This window comes from Bradyrhizobium sp. IAR9 (genome assembly GCF_013408065.1).
Taxonomy (GTDB): domain Bacteria; phylum Pseudomonadota; class Alphaproteobacteria; order Rhizobiales; family Xanthobacteraceae; genus Bradyrhizobium.
In genome coordinates this window covers 25,019-44,862 of record NZ_JACBZW010000010.1, presented here as the reverse complement: position 1 = coordinate 44,862, position 19,844 = coordinate 25,019, and the positions used below count along the sequence as shown (strand labels likewise).

The 19,844-nt window shown below is 66.2% G+C and carries 18 protein-coding genes; 10 read left to right on the top strand and 8 right to left on the bottom strand.

The window, feature by feature from the left end:
* Window positions 1-56: 56 nt before the first annotated feature.
* The 3 genes from GGD67_RS24645 to GGD67_RS24635 form a co-directional block, all read right to left on the bottom strand.
* The gene (locus tag GGD67_RS24645; protein WP_092256975.1) at window positions 57-1,262 is read right to left on the bottom strand and encodes an MFS transporter; all 1,206 of its coding nucleotides are present in this window, start codon (window positions 1,260-1,262) and stop codon (window positions 57-59) included.
* A complete protein-coding gene (gene kdsA / locus GGD67_RS24640) occupies window positions 1,262-2,110 on the bottom strand; it encodes a 3-deoxy-8-phosphooctulonate synthase (protein ID WP_179736466.1) in 849 nt (282 codons plus the stop codon). Before kdsA ends, GGD67_RS24645 begins: the two co-directional genes overlap by 1 nt.
* Window positions 2,111-2,238: 128 nt before the next feature.
* Entirely contained in the window at window positions 2,239-2,565 is a 327-nt protein-coding gene (locus GGD67_RS24635) for an NIPSNAP family protein (RefSeq protein ID WP_179736464.1), read from the bottom strand.
* Between the two features lie 183 nt (window positions 2,566-2,748).
* Here GGD67_RS24635 and GGD67_RS24630 point away from each other — a divergent pair, with 183 nt between their 5' ends.
* The 3 genes from GGD67_RS24630 to GGD67_RS24620 all read left to right on the top strand — a co-directional run bounded on the left by GGD67_RS24630 (window position 2,749) and on the right by GGD67_RS24620 (window position 5,575).
* Window positions 2,749-3,423, top strand: a complete 675-nt coding sequence (locus tag GGD67_RS24630) for a response regulator transcription factor (RefSeq protein ID WP_179736462.1) — start codon at window positions 2,749-2,751, stop codon at window positions 3,421-3,423.
* A 5-nt stretch (window positions 3,424-3,428) separates the two neighbouring features.
* Complete coding sequence (locus GGD67_RS24625; RefSeq protein ID WP_179736755.1) at window positions 3,429-4,805, top strand: HAMP domain-containing sensor histidine kinase; 1,377 nt, start codon at window positions 3,429-3,431, stop codon at window positions 4,803-4,805.
* Between the two features lie 107 nt (window positions 4,806-4,912).
* Window positions 4,913-5,575, top strand: coding sequence for a class I SAM-dependent methyltransferase (locus GGD67_RS24620; RefSeq protein ID WP_179736460.1), 663 nt, complete (start codon window positions 4,913-4,915; stop codon window positions 5,573-5,575).
* Between the two features lie 4 nt (window positions 5,576-5,579).
* Here GGD67_RS24620 and GGD67_RS24615 read toward each other — a convergent pair whose 3' ends face one another.
* From GGD67_RS24615 to tpiA, 3 genes are all read right to left on the bottom strand, one after another.
* Complete coding sequence (locus GGD67_RS24615; RefSeq protein WP_179736458.1) at window positions 5,580-7,211, bottom strand: CTP synthase; 1,632 nt, start codon at window positions 7,209-7,211, stop codon at window positions 5,580-5,582.
* 166 nt (window positions 7,212-7,377) lie between these two features.
* On the bottom strand, window positions 7,378-7,764 hold the full coding sequence (gene secG / locus GGD67_RS24610; RefSeq protein ID WP_018320274.1) for a preprotein translocase subunit SecG: 387 nt from the start codon (window positions 7,762-7,764) through the stop codon (window positions 7,378-7,380).
* Between the two features lie 141 nt (window positions 7,765-7,905).
* Window positions 7,906-8,661 carry a triose-phosphate isomerase gene (tpiA, locus tag GGD67_RS24605; protein WP_179736456.1) on the bottom strand — a complete coding sequence of 252 codons (756 nt, stop codon included), beginning with the start codon at window positions 8,659-8,661 and terminating at the stop codon, window positions 7,906-7,908.
* Window positions 8,662-8,884: 223 nt separating this feature from the next.
* On the opposite strand from tpiA, the gene GGD67_RS24600 reads away from it, so the two are divergent.
* The 4 genes from GGD67_RS24600 to moaC are packed head-to-tail and all read left to right on the top strand — an operon-like array spanning window position 8,885 to window position 13,142.
* Complete coding sequence (locus tag GGD67_RS24600; RefSeq protein WP_179736454.1) at window positions 8,885-10,783, top strand: SurA N-terminal domain-containing protein; 1,899 nt, start codon at window positions 8,885-8,887, stop codon at window positions 10,781-10,783.
* Window positions 10,784-10,797: 14 nt separating this feature from the next.
* Window positions 10,798-11,817: an anthranilate phosphoribosyltransferase gene (trpD, locus tag GGD67_RS24595; protein ID WP_092256981.1), complete on the top strand. Its 1,020-nt coding sequence runs from the start codon at window positions 10,798-10,800 to the stop codon at window positions 11,815-11,817.
* A gap of 1 nt (window position 11,818) precedes the next feature.
* Window positions 11,819-12,640, top strand: coding sequence for an indole-3-glycerol phosphate synthase TrpC (gene trpC / locus GGD67_RS24590; protein ID WP_179736452.1), 822 nt, complete (start codon window positions 11,819-11,821; stop codon window positions 12,638-12,640).
* Window position 12,641: 1 nt separating this feature from the next.
* Window positions 12,642-13,142 carry a cyclic pyranopterin monophosphate synthase MoaC gene (moaC, locus tag GGD67_RS24585; protein WP_018320268.1) on the top strand — a complete coding sequence of 167 codons (501 nt, stop codon included), beginning with the start codon at window positions 12,642-12,644 and terminating at the stop codon, window positions 13,140-13,142.
* A gap of 14 nt (window positions 13,143-13,156) precedes the next feature.
* Here the strand turns inward: moaC and GGD67_RS24580 are convergent, their stop codons facing one another.
* Entirely contained in the window at window positions 13,157-13,750 is a 594-nt protein-coding gene (locus GGD67_RS24580; protein WP_179736450.1) for a CGNR zinc finger domain-containing protein, read from the bottom strand.
* A 139-nt stretch (window positions 13,751-13,889) separates the two neighbouring features.
* Between GGD67_RS24580 and GGD67_RS24575 the strand changes: the two genes are divergently transcribed.
* Window positions 13,890-15,305, top strand: coding sequence for an amidase (locus tag GGD67_RS24575; RefSeq protein WP_312009941.1), 1,416 nt, complete (start codon window positions 13,890-13,892; stop codon window positions 15,303-15,305).
* Window positions 15,302-16,558 (top strand): MFS transporter, encoded by a 1,257-nt coding sequence (locus tag GGD67_RS24570; RefSeq protein ID WP_179736446.1) that lies wholly within the window; start codon window positions 15,302-15,304, stop codon window positions 16,556-16,558. Before GGD67_RS24575 ends, GGD67_RS24570 begins: the two co-directional genes overlap by 4 nt.
* Here GGD67_RS24570 and GGD67_RS24565 read toward each other — a convergent pair.
* Entirely contained in the window at window positions 16,539-16,703 is a 165-nt protein-coding gene (locus GGD67_RS24565) for a Flp family type IVb pilin (protein WP_179736444.1), read from the bottom strand. The two genes, GGD67_RS24570 and GGD67_RS24565, sit on opposite strands and share 20 nt — an antisense overlap.
* A gap of 328 nt (window positions 16,704-17,031) precedes the next feature.
* Between GGD67_RS24565 and GGD67_RS24560 the strand changes: the two genes are divergently transcribed.
* Window positions 17,032-19,764 (top strand): EAL domain-containing protein, encoded by a 2,733-nt coding sequence (locus tag GGD67_RS24560; RefSeq protein WP_179736442.1) that lies wholly within the window; start codon window positions 17,032-17,034, stop codon window positions 19,762-19,764.
* The last annotated feature ends 80 nt before the right edge of the window (window positions 19,765-19,844 follow it).

Sequence of the window (19,844 nt, the reverse complement as noted above, 5' to 3'; positions counted from 1 at the left end):
ACTTTGGCGTGTGTGTCGCGATGGGCGCCGAGGCCGCTTAGGTCACCGAATGCAGGTCAGCGCGCGTCGGACGGTGCCCGCGCCTTGAGCAATTGAGCGCAGACGAAGCCCAGCACGACCATGATCGCGGCGCTCGCGAACAGGGTCGGCATCTTGCCGGCATGCTGGAGCCCAAAGCCATAGGCGAGCGGTCCCACCGTCTGCCCCATGAAGAAAAAGAACGAATGCAGCGACAGCGCGGTGGCGCGCGCCTCGACCGAGAGCTCGCTGGCGAAGACCTGGAGACAGCCATGGGCGATGTAGAAGCCCCATCCCATCACGATGAGATTCAGCGCCTGCACTTCCCAGCGCGGACCGAACGCGACGGCGACGAGTTGCGAGGCGACCAGCGTCATGCCTGCGATCATCATGCCCTTGACGCCGAGCCACGGCAGCAGACGCGACACCGTCAGCGTGTAGAACAGGCCGCCGACCGCAAAGCCGGCGATGACCATGCCGGCGATCGACAGCGAGGTCTGCCCCAGCTCGAACAGGAACGAGGCGATGTAGGGAAACAGGCCGAGCACGCAGCAGCCTTCGATGAACACCGCCGAATAGCAGACATAGGCGTTCGGATTGGTGAAGATGGTGCGATAGCCGGCCTTCAGCGCCGACAGGCTCGTCTTCGGCGGGTGCTTGACCTTGGCGCCGCGAAAGCCGGCGGCGACCGCGATCGATGCCACGATCACGAGCGCGCCGAGCACCGCGAGCACGCCGCGCCAGCCGAGAAAGTCGCCGATCAGACCGGAGGCCGAGGCACCGAGCAGATTGCCGGTCATGGCGCCGGCAAGCGTGCGGCTGATCGCGACCTGACGTTTCTCGGGCCCGACGAGATCGCTGGTCAGGCTGAGCGCCACCGGAAACACGCCGCCGGAGCCGATGCCGGCGAGGATGCGGGTCGCAAACAGAACCGAGAACGAGGACGAGAGCGCGCCCAGGATGTTGGCAAGGCCGAGCAGCGCGAGGCAGCCGATCATCAGCCGCGTCTTGCCGAACAGATCGGCGGCGGCGCCGACAATGGGCTGGATGATCGAGAAGGTGAAGGCGAACACCGCGGCAAAGCCCGCGGCGGTGGCAATGCTGACGCCGAAATCCTCGGCGACATGCGGCAACACCGGGTCGAGTGCGCGCGCCGAAAGCGCCGCGGCGAAGCTCGCTCCTGATATGACGTAGAGCGCCGTGGGCAGGCCGTGATCGTGCGGCCGCGCCTCGCCTTGCTGCATCAGCGCGGGTTCTTTGCCAGCGCGTCGAACGCCATCAGCCTGGCGATCAGCGCCTCGAACTCGCGCAGCGGCACCATGTTGGGGCCATCGGAGGGCGCACGGTCGGGGTCGGGATGGGTCTCGATGAAGACGCCGGCGACGCCGACCGCCACGGCCGCGCGCGCCAGCACCGGCACGAATTCGCGCTCGCCGCCCGAGGAGGTCCCCTTCCCGCCCGGCTGCTGCACCGAATGGGTGGCGTCGAAGATCACCGGCGCGCCGGTGGTGCGCGCCAGGATCGGCAGCGCACGCATGTCGGAGACCAACGTGTTGTAGCCGAAGGAAGCGCCGCGCTCGGTGACGAGCACGTTGGGATTATCCGCGCTGGTGATCTTCGTGACGACATTCGCCATGTCCCACGGCGCGAGGAATTGCCCCTTCTTGACGTTGACGACCTTGCCGGTCGCGGCGGCAGCCAGCAACAGATCGGTCTGCCGGCAGAGGAAAGCGGGAATCTGGAGGATGTCCACGGCCTGCGCCACCTCGGCGCATTGCGTGGCCTCGTGCACGTCGGTCAGGACAGGCAGGCCGAGCGAAGAGCGGATCTCGGCGAAGATCGGCAGCGACTGCGCGAGGCCCAGCCCGCGCGCCGCGGACGCGCTGGTGCGGTTGGCCTTGTCGAAAGAGGTCTTGTAGACGAGGCCGATGTTCAGCCGCGCCGCGATCTCCTTCAGCGCGGAGGCGACCTCCAGCGCATGCTGGCGGCTTTCGAGCTGACAGGGTCCTGCAATGATCGAGATCGGCAGATCATTGCCGAACTTGACCTTTCCGATGGTGACGACCGGCGCCGCTGAATGCGAAGAGCTCAAGGCAAATCCCTCGTTTCGGCGCGACCATAGCCGCGATGAGGGTCGGATCAACCCTATTCGGCCCGGACGGTCAGAATATCAGGGTTGCGCCGGGGCTCCCATTGCGGCTGCGCAGCGCCGGCCGGCGCTCACTTCACCGCGGAGAAGGCCGTCGGCGCCAGGATCTGGCTGTCGATGTTGGCGACGATCTGGCCGTCGGCTTCGCTCTCGGCACGAGCTTTCATCCAGTCCGGATCGGCGATGAACTTGCCCCACTTCGTCTCGCGCTCGGCGAGCGACTCCCAGGCGAGGAAATAGGTCAGATCCTGATTGGATTCACCGATCACGGTCGTGAAGAACCCGGCCTGCTTGATGCCGTGCTTCTCCCAGATCTTCAGCGTTGCGGTCTCGAACCGCTTCAACAGCGCCGGCAGCCGGCCGGGGACACAGCGATAGACGCGCATTTCGTAGATCATTCATGTTCCTCCCTGAACAGGTCCGGCGGTTATAGCGGCCGGCCCCGACGGTGTCTTGAGCCCGCCCGGCCGCCCCATGTGGCGTTCTGCGCATGGCTTGAGCTCCGGCACTGCCAGATCCCGCAATGCTGCCGCAATGATCGGGCCGCTAGAAAGGCGCAGTTGCGGTTCGGGGCCTGTCACATGCGGATTTTGCTGGTCGAGGATGAAGCGGAAATGGCCTGCGCGCTGGCCTCGGCGCTGAAGCGCTACGACATGGTGGTGGACCATGCTCCGACGCTGGCCGAGGCGGAGGAAGCCATTTCGGCCGACGTCCATGCCGCCGTCCTGCTCGACCGCCAGCTTCCCGACGGCGATGGCCTCGCTTTGATCCCAAAGCTCCGTGCGCGCGCCGACGGTGTGCCGATCATTGTCCTGACTGCCCGCGGCGAGCTCGCCGATCGCATCGCAGGGCTCGACGGCGGCGCCGACGATTATCTGGCAAAACCGTTTGCGGTCGAGGAGTTGCTGGCGCGGCTGCGCGCCGTGCTGCGGCGGCCCGCCGGCCTCTCTCCTGACGTCATCCGCGCCGGACGGCTTGCCTTCGACCTCGGTCATCGCGAGGCCAGCATCGACGGCACCCCGTTCGAGCTGCCCCGCCGCGAGCTGCTGGTGCTCGAAAAATTGGTCCGCCGCCTGGGCCGGACCGTGCTGCGCTCGGCGCTGGAAGAGGCGGTCTACAATTTCGACGACGAGATCCAGTCCAACGCGCTCGACACGCATGTCTCGCGTCTCAGGCGAAAACTCGCGGACGCCGACGCAGGCATCGAGATCCACGGCATTCGCGGCGTCGGCTATCTCCTGAAGAAAATGCCATGAGCGCCATGAGCACGCACGACGATCCCTATTGCCTGCGCTCGCGCTTGAGCTGGCGCCTCCTCTCGCTTCAGGCCGCGATCCTCGTTGCGCTGGTTGCCGTCGTCCTCGCCGGGCTTTGCGCCTCCGGCTTCGTGCTGGCCGAGCGCGACGAGGACCGCGTCATCGATGTCGTCCAGCGCGCGCTTACGCGCGATGCACAAGGCGGACTGACCTTGCGGCCGACGCCCGAGCTGCGGTTGTTGCGCAGCGAGACGCCAGACCTCTGGTTCCTCGTGCGGGACCGGCGGGGCCACTCGCTGAGCGAAGGCGCCGTGCCAGCCGAATTCGCCGCGATCGGCAGCGGCCTCGACCAGATCAGCCAGGCGCGGCTTGGCTGGCAGATGTTCCAGGACGATCCGCGCAAGCCGGCGGCGCGGCTGAAGCGGGTCGACACCGATGCGGGCAATTTGCAGGTCATCACGGCGACACAAGGGCGTCTGACCGGCGCCAAGGCGCTGTTCATGACATCCCTTGCGTTCCTCGGCATCGCCCTGCCCGGCCTGCTGCTGATGGGAACGGCGACGTTCATCGCGACGCCGATGATCGTGCGGCGCGCATTCAGGGGGCTCGATACCGCGGCGGACGAGGCCCGGCGCATCGATATCCACCAGCGCGGCGCGCGGCTGCCGGTGGAACGTATTCCGCTGGAGGTCATGCCGCTGGTGACCGCGATCAACGATGCACTGGCGCGGCTCGACCAGGGCTATGCCCGCCACAAGCGCTTCGTTGCGGATGCCGCGCACGAGCTGCGCACGCCGATCGCGATCCTGAACACGCGCCTGGAGTCGCTTAGTCCCGGGCCGGACAAGGCCCGCCTGCTGGAGGATGCCGCGCGGCTGGCGACGCTTGCCGAGCAATTGCTCGACATCCAGAGGCTCGACCGCTGCGGCCATCCGTTCACGCGCGTCAATCTCGCCGCCGTTGCACAAAGTGTCGCCGCCGATCTCGCTCCCCTGGCGATCGCAGCTGGCTATGAGCTTGCCCTCGATGCGCCGGCGAACCCCGTTGAGACGATCGGCGATGCGGCCGCGCTCGAGCGCGCGCTGACCAACCTCGTGCAGAATGCGATCCAGCACGGCCCGCGTCGCGGCACGATCGGGATTCGCGTCAGCAAGCCCGCGAGCATCGAGGTCACGGATGAAGGGGCCGGCATTCCTCCCGATCAGCGCGAGCAGATCTTCGAGCCGTTCTATCGGCTCACACCGCTCGATCGCGGTGCCGGCCTCGGCCTCAACATGGTGCGGGAGATCGTGCAGCTGCATGGCGGCCACGTCTCGGTGGCGGACGGGCCGGACGGCGGCGCCTGTTTCCGGATGACGCTGCCGGAGGTGCGGCAAAGCTGATTCAATCGTATTCACGTCCGACAGCGCAATGCTGTCGCAATGCGCTCCCGCGACATTGCATGCGTCGCACCTCCATCGAGGTGCAAACTCAAGTTGCCGGAGTGCGCATGCCCAACGATTTCCTTTCCTTTTTCCTGTCCTGGATGTCGTCCCCGCGTCGGGTCGGCGCGATCGCACCATCGGGTGCGGCGCTCGCCGATCTCATCACGCGCGAGATCAGTGCAACGACGGGACCGATTCTCGAGCTCGGTCCCGGCACCGGCGCGTTCACCTACAAGCTGCTCAAACGCGGCGTGCGGCCGCAGGACCTCACGCTGATCGAATACGGCTCCGACTTCATGAAAGTCCTGCAGATGCGCTTTCCCGGGTCGCGCGTGCTGTGGATGGACGCAGGCCGGCTCGCGACCGAGCGCCTCTACGACGGCGCCCCCGTCGGCGCGGTCGTGAGCGGCCTGCCGCTGCTCAACATGTCGAGGCGCAAGGTCATCTCGATCCTCAGCGGCGCGTTCAGCTATGTCCGCCCCGGCGGCGCCTTCTACCAGTTCACCTATGGCATGAGCTGCCCGGTGCCACGGCCGGTGCTCGACCGGCTCGGCCTGCGCGCAAAGCTGGTGGATCGCGCCCTGCTGAACGTGCCGCCCGCCGCGGTCTACAGGCTGACGCGGCGGCCGCAGATGAAGCTGATCACTGGATCCCTTGCGCCCGAACCATCAGCGCGGGTCGCGTTGGCGCCGATTCATCATGCACGCGACTACTCCGCCGCGCGCTGATCCATCAGACGAGCCGGCTCTGCTTCGCTGCCGCCGCGATGAACGACGCGAACAGCGGATGCGGCTCGAACGGGCGCGACTTCAGCTCGGGGTGGAACTGGACGCCGATGAACCAGGGATGATCCTCGTACTCGACGATTTCAGGCAGCACGCCGTCCGGAGACAAGCCTGAGAATTTCAGGCCGTGCTGCTCGAGGCGGTCCTTGTAGGCGGTGTTGACCTCGTAGCGATGGCGGTGGCGCTCGGAAATCTCGGTCGCGCCGCCATAGACCTGCGAGACGCGGCTGCCGCGGTTGAGCGCGGCGGGATAAGCGCCAAGCCGCATCGTGCCGCCGAGATCGCCGGCCTGCGAGCGCTTCTCGAGCTCGTTGCCGCGCAGCCACTCCGTCATCAGGCCGACCAGCGGCTCCTTGGTCGGGCCGAACTCGGTGGAGTTGGCGTCCTCGATGCCGACGAGATTTCGCGCCGCCTCGATCACCGCCATCTGCATGCCGAAGCAGATGCCGAAATACGGCACGTCGCGTTCGCGCGCGAACTGCGCCGCGCGGATCTTGCCTTCCGCACCGCGCTGACCGAATCCGCCAGGCACCAGGATGCCGTTGACGTGCTCGAGGAACGGCGCGGGATCTTCCTTCTCGAAGATCTCGCTCTCGATCCAGTCGAGGTTGACCTTGACCTTGTTGGCGATGCCGCCATGCGAGAGCGCCTCGATCAGCGACTTATACGCATCCTTCATGCCGGTATATTTGCCGACGATGGCGATGGTGACGTCGCCCTCGGGATTGCGGATGCGTTCGTTGATCTGGTGCCAGCTCTTGAGCACCGGCGGGATGCGCGATTCGATGCCGAAGGCGGCAAGCACTTCGTCGTCGAGGCCCGCCGCGTGGTAGGCTTCGGGCACGGCGTAGATGCTGTCGGCGTCGCGCGCCTCGATCACGGCGCTTTCACGCACGTTGCAGAACAGCCCCAGCTTGCGCCGCTCTTCCTTGGGAATCTCGCGGTCGGTGCGGCAGAGCAGGATGTCCGGCTGAATGCCGATCGAACGCAGCTCCTTCACCGAGTGCTGCGTCGGCTTGGTCTTCAACTCACCGGCGCTCGGAATGTACGGCAGCAGCGTGAGGTGGATGTAGATGGCGTGATCGCGCGGCAGCTCGTTCTTGAGCTGGCGGATCGCCTCGAAGAACGGCAGGCCCTCGATGTCGCCGACGGTGCCGCCGATCTCGACCAGCACGAAGTCGTAATCGTCATTGCCGGAGAGGACGAATTCCTTGATCGCGTTGGTGACGTGCGGAACCACCTGGATGGTCGCGCCGAGATAATCGCCGCGGCGCTCCTTGGAGATGATGTCCTGATAGATGCGCCCCGTGGTGATGTTGTCCTGCTTGGTCGCAGGACGGCCGGTGAAGCGCTCGTAGTGACCGAGATCGAGATCGGTCTCCGCGCCGTCATCGGTCACGAACACTTCGCCGTGCTGATACGGCGACATCGTTCCGGGATCGAGGTTGAGATAGGGGTCGAGCTTGCGGAGGCGGACCTTGTAGCCCCGGGCTTGCAACAGCGCACCGAGTGCCGCTGAAGCCAGACCCTTGCCGAGCGAAGAAACCACGCCGCCGGTGATGAATATGTACCGCGCCATGGGACTTAACCTCTAATCCCTCGAATTCGATTCGCCAAAGCGATTCGTATTCCGCCCCAAAGATTTTGCGGGCCTGTGGGTGAGCCAAAACTAAGAGTGGTGACAGTGCCTTGATGGGGATTGTTGATGCAGGACGGTAGCCACCGCCCTGCATGGCCCCCCTGCTTTATTGCGAACGAGGCACCTGCGGGCCGCTCGGAGCCGGCGCCTGCTGCTGCTCGTCGGCCTTCTTCAGCGAATCCAGGATGCCGCCCGACGTCGGCGGCGCGATTGGCGATCCGCCGGCCGGCTGGCCCTGCGAGGCCGGGGTGCCGATGATCGACGACGGCGCGCGGCTGTAGCCCGCATGCCAGGACAGGAACATGCTGGTGAGGAAGAAGCCGGCGGCGAGGATCGCGGTGGTCCGCGTCAAGAGGTTCGCGGTGCCGCGGCTCGACATGAAGCCTGCGCCGCCGCCCATGCCGAGGCCGCCGCCTTCCGACTTCTGGAGCAGGACGGCGCCGATCATGACGGCGACGATCATGAGGTGGATGACGATGACAACGGTCTGCATAGTATCCTTCCGTCACAAGCGGGCGGCGCCTGACGGCGGCCGATCGCGCTTCGCGGGTTTTCCTGAAGTTGCGCGGTGTTACACGATCAGAGGGGGCATTGCCACCCCCGATCGGGTCCGGACCAGCCGCATTGAGGTTAGCTAGGGGCAGCCCTTGGCGATCGCAAGGAAATCGGCCGCCTTCAGGCTGGCACCGCCGACCAGGGCGCCGTTGACGTTCTTGACCGCCATCAGCTCGGCCGCATTCGAGGGCTTGACCGAGCCGCCGTAGAGGATGGGCATCTTCCCCCCGTCGGTCTTGAACCTGGAGGTCAGGACCTCCCGGATAAACCCATGAATCTGCTCGACATCCTTGGCCGTGGGGGTGAGCCCGGTGCCGATCGCCCAGACCGGCTCATAGGCCACGATGAGATTCGCGGCCGTCGAGCCATCAGGCAGGGAGCCGGCGAGCTGCCCGCGCAGGATGTCCAGGGTCTGGCCGGCGTCGCGCTGGCCTTGCGTCTCGCCGATGCAGACGATCGCCGTCGCACCGGCGCGCCAGACGGCCTCGGCCTTCTGCCGGATCAGGGCATCGCCCTCGCCGTGGTCGGCGCGGCGCTCGGAATGGCCGACGATGACGGCGGTCGCCCCGGCATCAGCCAGCATTTCGGCGGCGATATCGCCGGTATGGGCACCGGAGGCCTTGGGGTGGCAATCCTGGGCGCCTACCGCGACTTTCTTGCCGCGCGCCTTGTCGGCGAAGGCCGCAATCAGGGTCGCAGGCGGACAGACCAGCAGATCGGCCTTGCCGGTTACCTCGGCCGCACCATTGAGCATGGCGTCGAACTCGGCAGCCTGGGCCTTCAGGCCGTTCATTTTCCAATTGCCGGCGATCAGGGGGCGGATGGCGTCGGTCATGTCAATTTCCAGCAAAATGAGGTTTGTGCATGCGCTAGCAGAGGACCTGCTGCAGTTCCAGAGACCAGAGGCTTTTAACCGCAGCCGCAAACGGTCGCCGGACCCGAGGTTGCGGGGGAAAAGCCACCACTTTATGATGATTGATCAATTTGGTGACGCGCTTTTGCTGAATCTGCATTAAGACGCGCTCCCGTTCCCCTCCTGCTCAAACAAGTTGGACCAAATGCTTCGAGGAATGCGCAAGGCCTCATCAAACTGGCTCGGCAAGACGATTATGGCCGTGGTGATGGGCGTGTTGATCGTCAGTTTCGGCATTTGGGGCATCGCCGACATCTTCAAGGGCTTCGGGCAGTCCACGGTGGCCAAGGTCGGCAGCACCGAGATTTCGCTGAACGAGTTCCGCCAGATCTACACGGACCGCCTGCAACAGATCAGCCGCCAGTTCGGCCGTCCGCTGACGCCCGACCAGGCGCGTGCCTTCGGCCTCGACCGCCAGGTGCTGCAGCAGACGATCGCGGAAGCCGCCCTCGACGAAGAGGCGCGCCGGCTCGGGCTCGGCCAGTCCGACGACCAGATCCGCCAGCTCATCATGAACGACCCCAACTTCAAGGGCGTTGGCGGCAGCTTCGATGCGAACCGGTTCCAGGCCGTGATCCGCAATTTCGGCTATACCGAGCAACGCTACGTCGCCGAGCAGCGCAAGGTGTCGCTGCGCCGGCAGATCACCGGCACGATCGGCGCCGGCCTCGAGCCGCCGAAGGCCATGATCGACGTGCTGACGCGCTTCCAGAACGAGCAGCGCGCCATCGAGTTCGTCAGGCTCGACGCCGCCCAGGCCGGCCAGATCGACGCGCCCTCGCCCGAGGCGCTCGCCGCCTATTTCGAGGATCACAAGGTTCAGTTCCGCGCGCCCGAATACCGCAAGATCTCCTTCGTCGTGGTCTCGCCGGAAGAAATCGGCAAGTGGAGCGAGGTCTCCGACGAGGACGCCAAGAAGATGTTCGAGCAGCGCAAGGACCGGCTCGGCACGCCGGAGAAGCGCCAGATCCAGCAGATCGTGTTTCCCAACGTGACCGACGCGCAGGCCGCACGCGAGCGCCTCGTCGGCGGAATGTCGTTCGAGGATCTCGGCAAGGAGCGCGGGCTGAGCGCCTCCGATGTCGACCTCGGCCTCGTGACCAAGTCTTCGCTCGCTGCCGCCGTCGGCGATGCCGCCTTCGCGCTTCCCGTCGGCGAGATCAGCAAGCCGATCCAGGGTGGGCTCGGCGTCGCGATCGTCAGGGTCGACAAGATCGAGCCGGGCAAGGAGGCGGACTACGCCAGCCTGGCCGGCGACATCAAGCGCGAGATCGCCACCGAACGCGCGCGCGTCAAGGTCGCCGATCTCCGCGACAAGATGGAAGACGAGCGCGGCGGCGGTGCCAGCGTGATCGACGCTGCGCAGAAGCTCGGCCTCACCGCCGTGACCATCGACGCGGTCGACCGCTCCGGCCGCGCCCCGAACGGCCAGCCGGTCGCCAACATTCCGCAGGGCCTCGACGTGGTGTCGCAGGCCTTCAACACCGATGTCGGCGTCGACAACGACTCGATCTCGTTCAAGGGCGGCTATGTCTGGTACGACGTGCTCGCCATCACGCCTTCGCGCGACCGCAATCTCGACGAGGTCCGCGACCAGGTCGAGGCGCGCTGGCGCCAGGACCAGATCGCCACCAAGCTCAAGGCCAAGGCGACCGAGATGGTGCAGAAGCTCGAAGCAGGCGGCAAGCTTGCCGATGAAGCCGCAGCGATCGGCGCCAAGGTCGAGACAGCAACCGGCTTCAAGCGCGACGATACGCCCGCCGGCGTGCCCGCGGCCGTCGTATCGGCCGCCTTCCGCACCGCCAAGGACGGCGTCGGACAGACGCCGGTGACCGGCGGCACCGAGGTGATCGTCTTCCGCGTCACCGACATCGTCGAACCCGCGGTCGACGCCGCCTCCGACGCGATCAAGAAGCTGAAGGAAGGCCTCGACCGTGCCCAGACCGAGGAGCAGGTCGCCTCTTACGTCAACAAGCTTGAAACCGACATCGGGACCACCATTAATCAGGCCGCCTTCGCGCAGGTGACCGGCGCGAACCAGTGAGTTGAAAGCACGCGATGGACGACCTGAAATCGATCATTGGAAAAGTGGCGACCGGCGCCAGCCTGTCGCGTGAGGAAGCGGCTTCCGCCTTCGACGCCATGATGTCGGGCGAAGCCACGCCCTCGCAGATGGGCGGCCTGTTGATGGCACTGCGGGTGCGCGGCGAAACGGTGGACGAGATCACCGGCGCCGTTACGGCGATGCGCTCCAAGATGCTGAGCGTGACGGCACCGCCGGAAGCCGTCGACATCGTCGGCACCGGCGGCGACGGCTCCGGCTCGGTCAACGTCTCGACCTGCGCCTCCTTCATCGTCTCCGGCGCCGGCGTGCCGGTGGCCAAGCACGGCAACCGCGCGCTGTCGTCGCGCTCGGGCGCCGCCGACGTGCTGGCCTCGCTCGGGGTGAAGATCGACCTCAGGCCCGAGCAGGTCGGCCACTGCGTGCGCGAATGCGGCATCGGCTTCATGTTCGCGCCCGCTCATCACCCGGCCATGAAGAATGTCGGCCCGACGCGGGTCGAGCTCGCGACACGCACGATCTTCAATCTGCTCGGCCCCCTGTCCAACCCGGCGGGCGTGAAGCGGCAGATGGTCGGCGTGTTCTCGCGGCAATGGGTGCAGCCGCTGGCGCAGGTGCTGAAGAACCTCGGCTCTGAATCCGCCTGGGTGGTGCACGGCTCCGACGGCCTCGACGAGATCACCCTCACCGGCCCGACCTTCGTCTCCGCGCTCCACAACGGCGAGATCCGCAATTTCGAGGTGACGCCGGAGGACGCCGGCCTGCCGCGATGCGAGGCCGGCGCGCTGAAAGGCGGTGACGCCGACGCCAATGCAATCGCCCTGCAGAGCGTGCTCGACGGCAAGCCGAGCGCCTACCGCGACGTCGCGCTGATGAACGCCGCCGCCGCGCTGGTGGTGGCCGGACGCGCCAAGGACCTCAAGGAGGGCGTCGCGATCGGCATCAAGTCGATCGACAGCGGCGCGGCCAAGGCGAAGCTGAAGCACCTGATTGCGATCTCGAACGGCCAAGCCTGACATGTCGGACATCCTGACCAAGATCGAAGCCTATAAGCGCGAAGAGATCGCCGCCGCCAAGCGCGCCGAGCCGCTCTCGTCGGTCGAGGCGAAGGCCAAGACGCAAGCTGCGCCGCGCGGCTTCGTGCGCGCGATCAAGGCCAAGCACGCCAATGGCGACTACGCGCTGATCGCGGAGGTGAAGAAGGCCTCGCCGTCGAAGGGGCTGATCCGCGCCGATTTCGATCCGCCCCAGCTCGCCAAGGCCTATGAGGCCGGCGGCGCGGCCTGCCTGTCCGTACTGACCGACACGCCCTCGTTCCAGGGCCATCTCGACTTCATGGTGGCGGCGCGTGCAGCGACGGCACTGCCGGTGCTGCGCAAGGATTTCATGTTCGACACCTACCAGGTGGCGGAAGCGCGCGCGCACGGCGCCGATTGCATCCTGATCATCATGGCCGCGCTCGATGATACCACCGCCAAAGACCTCGAAGACGCCGCGCTCGCCTACGGCATGGACGTGCTGATCGAGATCCACGACCGCGCCGAGCTCGACCGCGCGCTCAAGCTCCGCTCGCCGATGATCGGGGTCAACAACCGCAATCTTCGCACCTTCGAGACCACGCTCGCGACCAGCGAAACGCTGGCGCCGCTGATCCCCGGGGATCGACTGATGGTCGGCGAGAGCGGCATCTTCACGCCCGCCGATCTTGCCCGGCTCGAGCGCGTCGGCATGTCGACCTTCCTGGTCGGCGAGAGCCTGATGCGGCAGGCCGACGTCACCGCCGCGACGCGCACGCTGCTCGCGCGCCAGAGTGCGGCGCGCGCGACGGGCACGCGCTGACATGGCGCGCAAGCCGGCGAAAAAAGCCGTCCCGGCCCTCACCCATATCGGCGCCTCCGGCGAGGCGCGGATGGTCGACGTCTCGGACAAGCCCGCGACCGAGCGGCTTGCGGTCGCGGAGGGCCGCGTCGTCATGACCAAGGCGACGCTCGATCTGATCGTATCCGGCAATGCCAAGAAGGGCGACGTGCTCGGCACCGCCCGCATCGCCGGCATCATGGCCGCCAAGCGCACCTCGGAGCTGATCCCGCTCTGCCATCCGCTGGCGCTGTCGAAGGTGACGCTCGACATCGAGCCCGACGCAAAACTGCCGGGTTGCCTCGTCCGCGCCAGCGTAAAGGTCACGGGTCCGACCGGCGTCGAGATGGAGGCCCTCACGGCCGTCTCGGTCGCCTGCCTCACCATCTACGACATGATCAAGGCGGTCGAGCGCGGCGTGCGCATCGAGGGCATCCATCTGGTCGAAAAGCTCGGCGGCAAGTCCGGCCATTACCGCGCCTGACTGCGCAATCCGCTCTATTTCGCCTCGCGCTGCCGCTCGCGATAAGCGCGCGTCTTCATCCGGTTGCCGCATAGCGTCGACATGCACCACCGCCGCGTCGATGGTTTCGACCGGTCGAAGAACACCCGGCGGCATTCCTCCGACGCGCACATCTTCAGCCGGTCCAACGTTCCCACGAGGGTTGCGTCATGAAGCTCGATCGCGATGGCCGAGAGGCCGGCGAGCGCATCCTCGCGCGCCGCTGACAGCGTTGCGCCACGGCCTGCGAGCGCCTCGACCCGCAGCGGAAACGGCGCCAGCGCGTCATTGAGCGTGCCGAGAACGCTCTTGTTCCGGAGCCGCTCGCTCGGCTCGCACTGCAGATAGGCACGCAACGCCCCCCGCAACCTCAGCGCAGTCTCGAACATTGCCGGCGTGACATGGCGGCCCTTGGCGCCAAGGCCGCGTTCCCGCATCCAGTCCGCCAGGTCCTTCGGGCCACTGAGCTCATCGCTCTCCGGGTGCTCCACGCCGAAATGCGTGAAGTGGCGAACATCGAGCGTGTTGGCGAAATCGTAGAGGTTCGCCAACGCGTCGGGAACCTGGAATTTGCGCGACTCTTTCGACATCGGAACACCAAAGATTTGAACACCAGTAAAACAGATTTACTGGTTGACAGCAAGAGACACCTGTATCTTAGTTATACTGGTGTCGAACGATCCCTCGGGGTCGAACGCCTCTGCGATCACCGGAATGGAGAACCGAGCCGTGGCCGACGCCCTGCACTATCTCGAACTCACCGCGCTCGCGGCACGCCTCAAGGCGCGCGAAATCTCGGCGCTGGAGGTGACGCGCGCGCAACTCGACCGGATCGATTCCATCGACCGCGATCTCGGCAGCTACGTTCACGTGATGGCGGAAACGGCCATGGCGAAGGCGAAGGCCGCGGACGCGGACATCGCGCAGGGCCGGTATCGGGGGCCCCTGCATGGCGTGCCGATTGCGCTCAAGGACCTGTTCTGGACCGAGGGCGTTCCGACGGCGGCAGGCACCACGCTTCATCGCGACTTTCGTCCCAGTGCAGACGCAACCGTCGTGCGCCGGCTCAAGAACGCGGGCGCCGTCATCCTCGGCAAGGTGCAACTCACCGAGGGCGCCTATGCCGATCACCATCCGCTGGTGAAACCGCCGAAGAATCCGTGGAATGCGAGCTACTGGCCGGGTATCTCGTCCAGCGGCTCGGCGGTCGCGACGGCTGCCGGACTTTGCTTCGGCTCGCTCGGCTCCGACACCGGCGGTTCGATCCGCTGGCCCTGCGCCGCCAACGGCCTGACCGGATTGAAGCCGAGCTGGGGCCGCGTCAGCCGCCACGGCACGTTCGAGCTTGCCGCGACGCTCGACCATGTCGGACCGATCGGCCGCAGCGCGGCCGACGCCGGTGCGCTGCTCGGCGTCATCGCCGGATACGATCCGAACGACCCGACGTCGCTGGTCGATCCGGTGCCCGACTATCTGGCCGCCGCCGCACAGGACGTGCGGGGCCTGCGGATCGGCGTCGATCCCGCCTGGAACAGCGACGACGTGGACGTTGCGACCCAGCGCGTGCTGGCGGACGCCATCGATGCCTTCCGCGCGCTTGGCGCCGACACCGTCAATGTCCGATTTCCCGACGTCACGCAGGCGATCGCCGACTGGACGCCGAACTGTGCGGTGGAAGCTGCGGTCGCTCATGAGGCGACCTATCCCGCTCGCAAGGATGAGTATGGTCCGATCCTCGCCTCCGTGATCGAGACCGGCCGCGCTCTATCTGCTCTCCACTATCAGAAGATCCTGCTGCGGCGGCTGGCGCTACGCGGCCGGGTGACTGCGCTGTTCGAGACCATCGACCTGCTGCTGATCCCGGTGCACCCGTTCCCGCCAGTGACGCTTGCCATGATCCAGACGCTCGGCGAACAGCCGGATCTGATCGCGAAACTGCAGCGCTACACCTGCCCGTTCGACATGACCGGTCATCCCACCATCACGCTGCCAGGCGGTGCGTCGACGGACGGGCTGCCGATCGCATTCCAACTCGTCGCCGCCCATCTGGACGAGGCCACGCTCGTGCGCGCCGGCGCGGCCTTCCAGCGGGCCACGTCCTGGCATCGTCGCCATCCTTCCCTCACCTCGCAGAGGCCGCATTGACCACTCGATCCACGCCCGCTCAGCGAAGCATTTTCCACGGCTGGTTCGTCGTCGCGGCGGCGTTTGCCGTCATGTTCGTCGGCTTCGGCTCCGCCTACACGTTCAGCGCATTCCTCGAGCCGCTCCAGCGCGATTTCGGCGCCTCGCGCGGTTCGATCTCGCTGGTGTTTTCGATCGCGGGCTTTCTGTACTTCGCGCTCGGCCTCATCAGCGGTCCCCTCGCCGACCGGTTTGGCTCGCGTCCGCTGGCCGTCGCCGGCATGATCCTGGTCGCGGTCGGACTCGCGGCTGCGAGCACTGCCCGGTCCGTCGTCGAGGTCTATCTCGCCTACGGGCTCGGCGTCGGCCTCGGCGTCGGATGCGCCTATGTTCCGGCCATCGGCGCGGTGCAACGCTGGTTCGTCAGGCGCCGCGGCTTTGCCTCCGGGCTCGCGGTGAGCGGCATCGGGCTCGGTACGCTGGCGATGCCGCCGCTCGCCTCGTTGCTGATCGCCTCGGTGGGCTGGCGCGGCGCCTATCTGGTGCTGGGCGCGATTGCGCTGGTGCTGGGCGGCGGGATGTCGCTGCTCATCGAGAACGATCCGAAGCACCGCGGCCTCGGACCCGATGGCGATCCGCCTCGCGATGTCGCGGGCGCCAGCAACGCCGGCGGCGCATCCGTGCGCGAGGCGGTCCGGTCGACGCGATTTGTCGCCCTCTATTTATCGTGTCTGGTCTGCTCCTTCGGAGCCTTCGTCCCGTTCGTCCATCTCGTGCCCTACGCGCGCGATCACGGGGTCGCGGCGTCCTCTGCAGTGCTGCTGCTCGGCGTGATCGGGGCCGGCAGCACCGCAGGCCGCTTCTTTCTCGGCGCACTCGCCGACCGGATGGGCCGCGACCGCTCGCTGATCCTGGTCCTGACCGGAATGGCGCTCGCGATGGCGATCTGGGCCATTGCCGCTGAGGTCTGGACCCTCGCCGCTTTTGCCTTCATCTACGGCGTGTTCTACGGCGGCTGGGTCGCGGTGCTGCCCTCTGTGGTCATGGACTATTTTGGCGGACGCAATGTCAGCGGAATCATCGGCATTCTCTACACCAGCGTGGCGTTCGGCACGCTGATTGGCCCGAGTGCGGCCGGCTTCGCCTACGACGTCAACCACAGCTACACGATGCCGATTCTGACCAGTGCCGCCGCGAACATCCTCGCGGCGCTGATCATGGTGGCGATACTGGCGCGCAGCGGAACCCACGCGATCAGCGCAGTGAAGAGCTGATCGCAGTGAATTTGCTGTTGAGCTTGGCGCCCATGCCGTTCACGACGGTGATGATGGCCAGCGCGATTCCGGCCGCGATCAGGCCGTACTCGATCGCGGTTGCCCCACGCTCGTCGGCGAGGAAGTTCTTCAGGGTGTTTTTCATCGTTGCGTCCTCTCTGTGTCGTCAGCAGGCATGTCGTCGTCAGCAGGCATGTCGCAAATCACGTGCCAACGCCGATTTGAGGCTCCCCAACACGTTAGATGGTTAGGGCTTGGTTGATTGTGGCGTGGCCGGCAGGAATTGACCGGCGCCCTCCAATGCCTTCGGCAATTCCTGCCCGCTGTATCGCGGACCTCAGTTGCATTTGCGCGCGACCGTTCACACAGCGTTAACCGCGCTTCCTAACTTCGCCTCCACACCGTTCCCGTAAAACCAACGGGTGTCTTCGGGGCCAGAATTGATCCTGACGTGTGCACGGCAATGATCCAGCATGATGACGAGATTCGGCAGCCGCCTCTTTGACCAGGCCTTCGTGCGCAGCGGACCGATCCGCTGGCTGGTCGTGGGCGGCACGCTGCTGATCGCGGCCATCGCCGTCGGCTCTGTCCTGATGGCGCAGAATTTCCGCGAGCGGGCGCTGCGCAACTCCAGCCGCGAGCTGGAAAACACCGTGCTGCTGCTCACCCATCATTTCGACCAGCAATTGCAGGACTTCGCGGTCATCCAGAAGGATTTCGTCGACCACGTCCGCACGACCGGAATCACGACCGTCGAGGACTATCGCAAGCGCCTTTCGGGCCAGGACATCCACCGGATGCTGCGCTCGAAGATCGAGGCGCTGCCCTACATCGGGGGCGTCAACATCATCGATGCCGAAGGCAATCTGATCAATTCGTCGTCGGCATGGCCGGCTCCGAAGGTGAGCGTTGCCGATCGCGCCTATTTTCGCACCTTCAAGGATGATCCCAATTCGCCGGATGTCCTGATCGAGCCGCTGCACAGTCGCATCTCCGGCGCCTGGACCGTCCTGATCGTGCGCAAGATCGTCGGGCCGAACGGCGAGTTCCTTGGCACCGTTGGACGCGGCATCGAGCCCGCCAATTTCGAGAAATTCTTCGCATCCGTCGCGCTCGGCGAAGGTGCGACGATCTCGATGCTGCATCGCGACGGGACGCTGCTCGCCCGCTATCCCCACTCCAGCGAATTGATGGGGCGGAATTTCAAAACTGGTCCGGTGCAGCATCAGAGGGTTTTCGACCTCGATCACTTCGCCGGCCGTTTCACGAGCCCGGTGGACGGAGAAGACCGGCTGATCTCCTCGCGCGCGCTGCCTCATTTCCCGATCCTGATGATGGCCACCACGACGCGCGCCTCCGCCCTGACGGACTGGCGCGAGCAGATCGGCATGCTGATCTCGATCGCCGCCTCTTCCGCACTCGCCATCGCAGGCTTGCTGATCGCGATCGTGCGCAAGCTGCTGGAGCAGCACCGCCTCTCGCGGGAACGGCTGACGCTGGAAAAGCAGCGGCTCGATCGCGCCGTCAACAACATGACGCAGGGACTCTTGCTGTTTGACGCCCAGCAGCGGCTGGTGGTCTGCAACCAGCGCTATCTCGAAATGTACGGATTGTCGGCCGAGATCGTGAAGCCCGGCTCGAGCTTCCACGACATCATCGCCCATCGCAAGGCAACCGGCTCGTTCACGGGCGACATCGACGACTATGTCGTGCGCGTGCTGAAGGGCGTCCATACGCGCAATTCCATGGTGGTCGACACCTCCGACGGCCGCTCGATCCACATCCTCAACGAGCCGCTCACGGACGGCGGCTGGGTGGCGACCCATGAGGACATCACCGAGCGCCGCCGGATCGAGGAGCGCATCACCCACCTCGCCCATTACGACGCGCTGACCGACCTGCCGAACCGCACCATGTTCCACGAGCATCTGCGCGAAGAGCTGGCCGCGGTCGGCAACGACGAACAGATCGCGGTGCATTACATCGACATCGACGAGTTCAAGGGCGTCAACGACGCGCTCGGCCATCTCGTCGGCGACGAGCTGCTGAAATCGATTGCCGCAAGCCTGCGCCGCTGTGCCGGCCCGGCGGATTTCGTGGCGCGGCTCGGCGGCGACGAGTTCGCCATCGTCCAGAGCGCGGTGGCATCGCTCGACCAGGTCAACGAGCTCGTCGCACGGGTCTTCGCCGCCATCCGCGCGCCGTTCGACTGCATGGGCCACCATCTCACCACCGACGCCAGCATTGGCATTGCGCTCGCGCCGGAACACGCCACGGCGCTCGACCAGGTCCTCAAGAACGCGGACATGGCGATGTACGCCGCCAAGTCCGCCGGACGCCGCACCTATCGCTTCTTCGAGCCGGAGATGGATGCCAAGGTCCGCGAGCGCCGGCAGCTCGAGAGCGACCTGCGCCACGCCATCGCCCAAGGGGGGCGCGACGGCGGCCTCGAGGTCTATTACCAGCCCTGCCTCAGCCTGAAGGACGAACGCATCACCGGCTGCGAGGCGTTGGTGCGCTGGCGCCATCCCGCGCGCGGCATGGTCTCGCCGGCGGAGTTCATCCCGATCGCCGAAGATACCGGTCTGATCAACGAGATCGGCGAATGGGTGCTGGCGAGCGCCTGCCGGGACGCTGCGAACTGGCCCGACGACATCCGCCTCGCCGTCAACGTCTCGCCGGTGCAGTTCAAGAGCGGCACGTTGGCCCTGAAGATCATGGCGGCGCTCGCTGCTTCCAACCTGCCGGCGAGCCGGCTCGAGCTCGAGATCACCGAGGCGGTGCTGATCCGCGACGACGACACGGCGCTGGCGATCCTGCACCAGCTGCGCGCCATCGGCGTGCGCATCGCGCTCGACGATTTCGGCACCGGCTACTCGTCGCTGAGCTATTTGCACCGTTTCCCGTTCGACAAGATCAAGATCGACCGCTGCTTCGTCGACGACATCGCCGGCCCCGACGGCTCGGCCAGCATCGTCCAGGCCGTCGTCAATCTGGCGGCCGCGCGCCGCATGACCACCACGGCCGAGGGCGTCGAGACCGAGGAGCAGCAGCGTCTGCTCCGCGCGCTCGGCTGTTCCGAGATGCAGGGCTATCTGTTCAGCGCCGCGAAGCCCGCCGACAAGGTGCTGGAGCTGTTTGCGCTGCATCGCAGCCGGCTCGCCCAGCGCGGCGGCGCGAAAGCCCGCCGCCGCGAGGCGAGTTAGGCCCGCTGCGGACACCGCTAAGGTCCCAAACGAAATCGCCCGGGAGCGGACATCCACTCCCGGGCGATCGATGTCTGGAG

What these genes read in the sequence shown, in the direction of transcription:
- GGD67_RS24630 (WP_179736462.1), top strand. Translation starts at nt 2,749, where the DNA reads ATGCGGATTTTGCTGGTCGAGGATGAAGCGGAAATGGCCTGCGCGCTG.
- GGD67_RS24600 (WP_179736454.1), top strand. Translation starts at nt 8,885, where the DNA reads ATGCTTCGAGGAATGCGCAAGGCCTCATCAAACTGGCTCGGCAAGACG.
- GGD67_RS24620 (WP_179736460.1), top strand. Translation starts at nt 4,913, where the DNA reads ATGCCCAACGATTTCCTTTCCTTTTTCCTGTCCTGGATGTCGTCCCCG.
- GGD67_RS24645 (WP_092256975.1), bottom strand. Translation starts at nt 1,262, where the DNA reads ATGCAGCAAGGCGAGGCGCGGCCGCACGATCACGGCCTGCCCACGGCG.
- GGD67_RS24580 (WP_179736450.1), bottom strand. Translation starts at nt 13,750, where the DNA reads ATGTCGAAAGAGTCGCGCAAATTCCAGGTTCCCGACGCGTTGGCGAAC.
- GGD67_RS24560 (WP_179736442.1), top strand. Translation starts at nt 17,032, where the DNA reads ATGATGACGAGATTCGGCAGCCGCCTCTTTGACCAGGCCTTCGTGCGC.
- moaC (WP_018320268.1), top strand. Translation starts at nt 12,642, where the DNA reads ATGGCGCGCAAGCCGGCGAAAAAAGCCGTCCCGGCCCTCACCCATATC.
- GGD67_RS24615 (WP_179736458.1), bottom strand. Translation starts at nt 7,211, where the DNA reads ATGGCGCGGTACATATTCATCACCGGCGGCGTGGTTTCTTCGCTCGGC.
- GGD67_RS24625 (WP_179736755.1), top strand. Translation starts at nt 3,429, where the DNA reads ATGAGCACGCACGACGATCCCTATTGCCTGCGCTCGCGCTTGAGCTGG.
- trpC (WP_179736452.1), top strand. Translation starts at nt 11,819, where the DNA reads ATGTCGGACATCCTGACCAAGATCGAAGCCTATAAGCGCGAAGAGATC.
- GGD67_RS24565 (WP_179736444.1), bottom strand. Translation starts at nt 16,703, where the DNA reads ATGAAAAACACCCTGAAGAACTTCCTCGCCGACGAGCGTGGGGCAACC.
- tpiA (WP_179736456.1), bottom strand. Translation starts at nt 8,661, where the DNA reads ATGACCGACGCCATCCGCCCCCTGATCGCCGGCAATTGGAAAATGAAC.
- GGD67_RS24635 (WP_179736464.1), bottom strand. Translation starts at nt 2,565, where the DNA reads ATGATCTACGAAATGCGCGTCTATCGCTGTGTCCCCGGCCGGCTGCCG.
- trpD (WP_092256981.1), top strand. Translation starts at nt 10,798, where the DNA reads ATGGACGACCTGAAATCGATCATTGGAAAAGTGGCGACCGGCGCCAGC.
- secG (WP_018320274.1), bottom strand. Translation starts at nt 7,764, where the DNA reads ATGCAGACCGTTGTCATCGTCATCCACCTCATGATCGTCGCCGTCATG.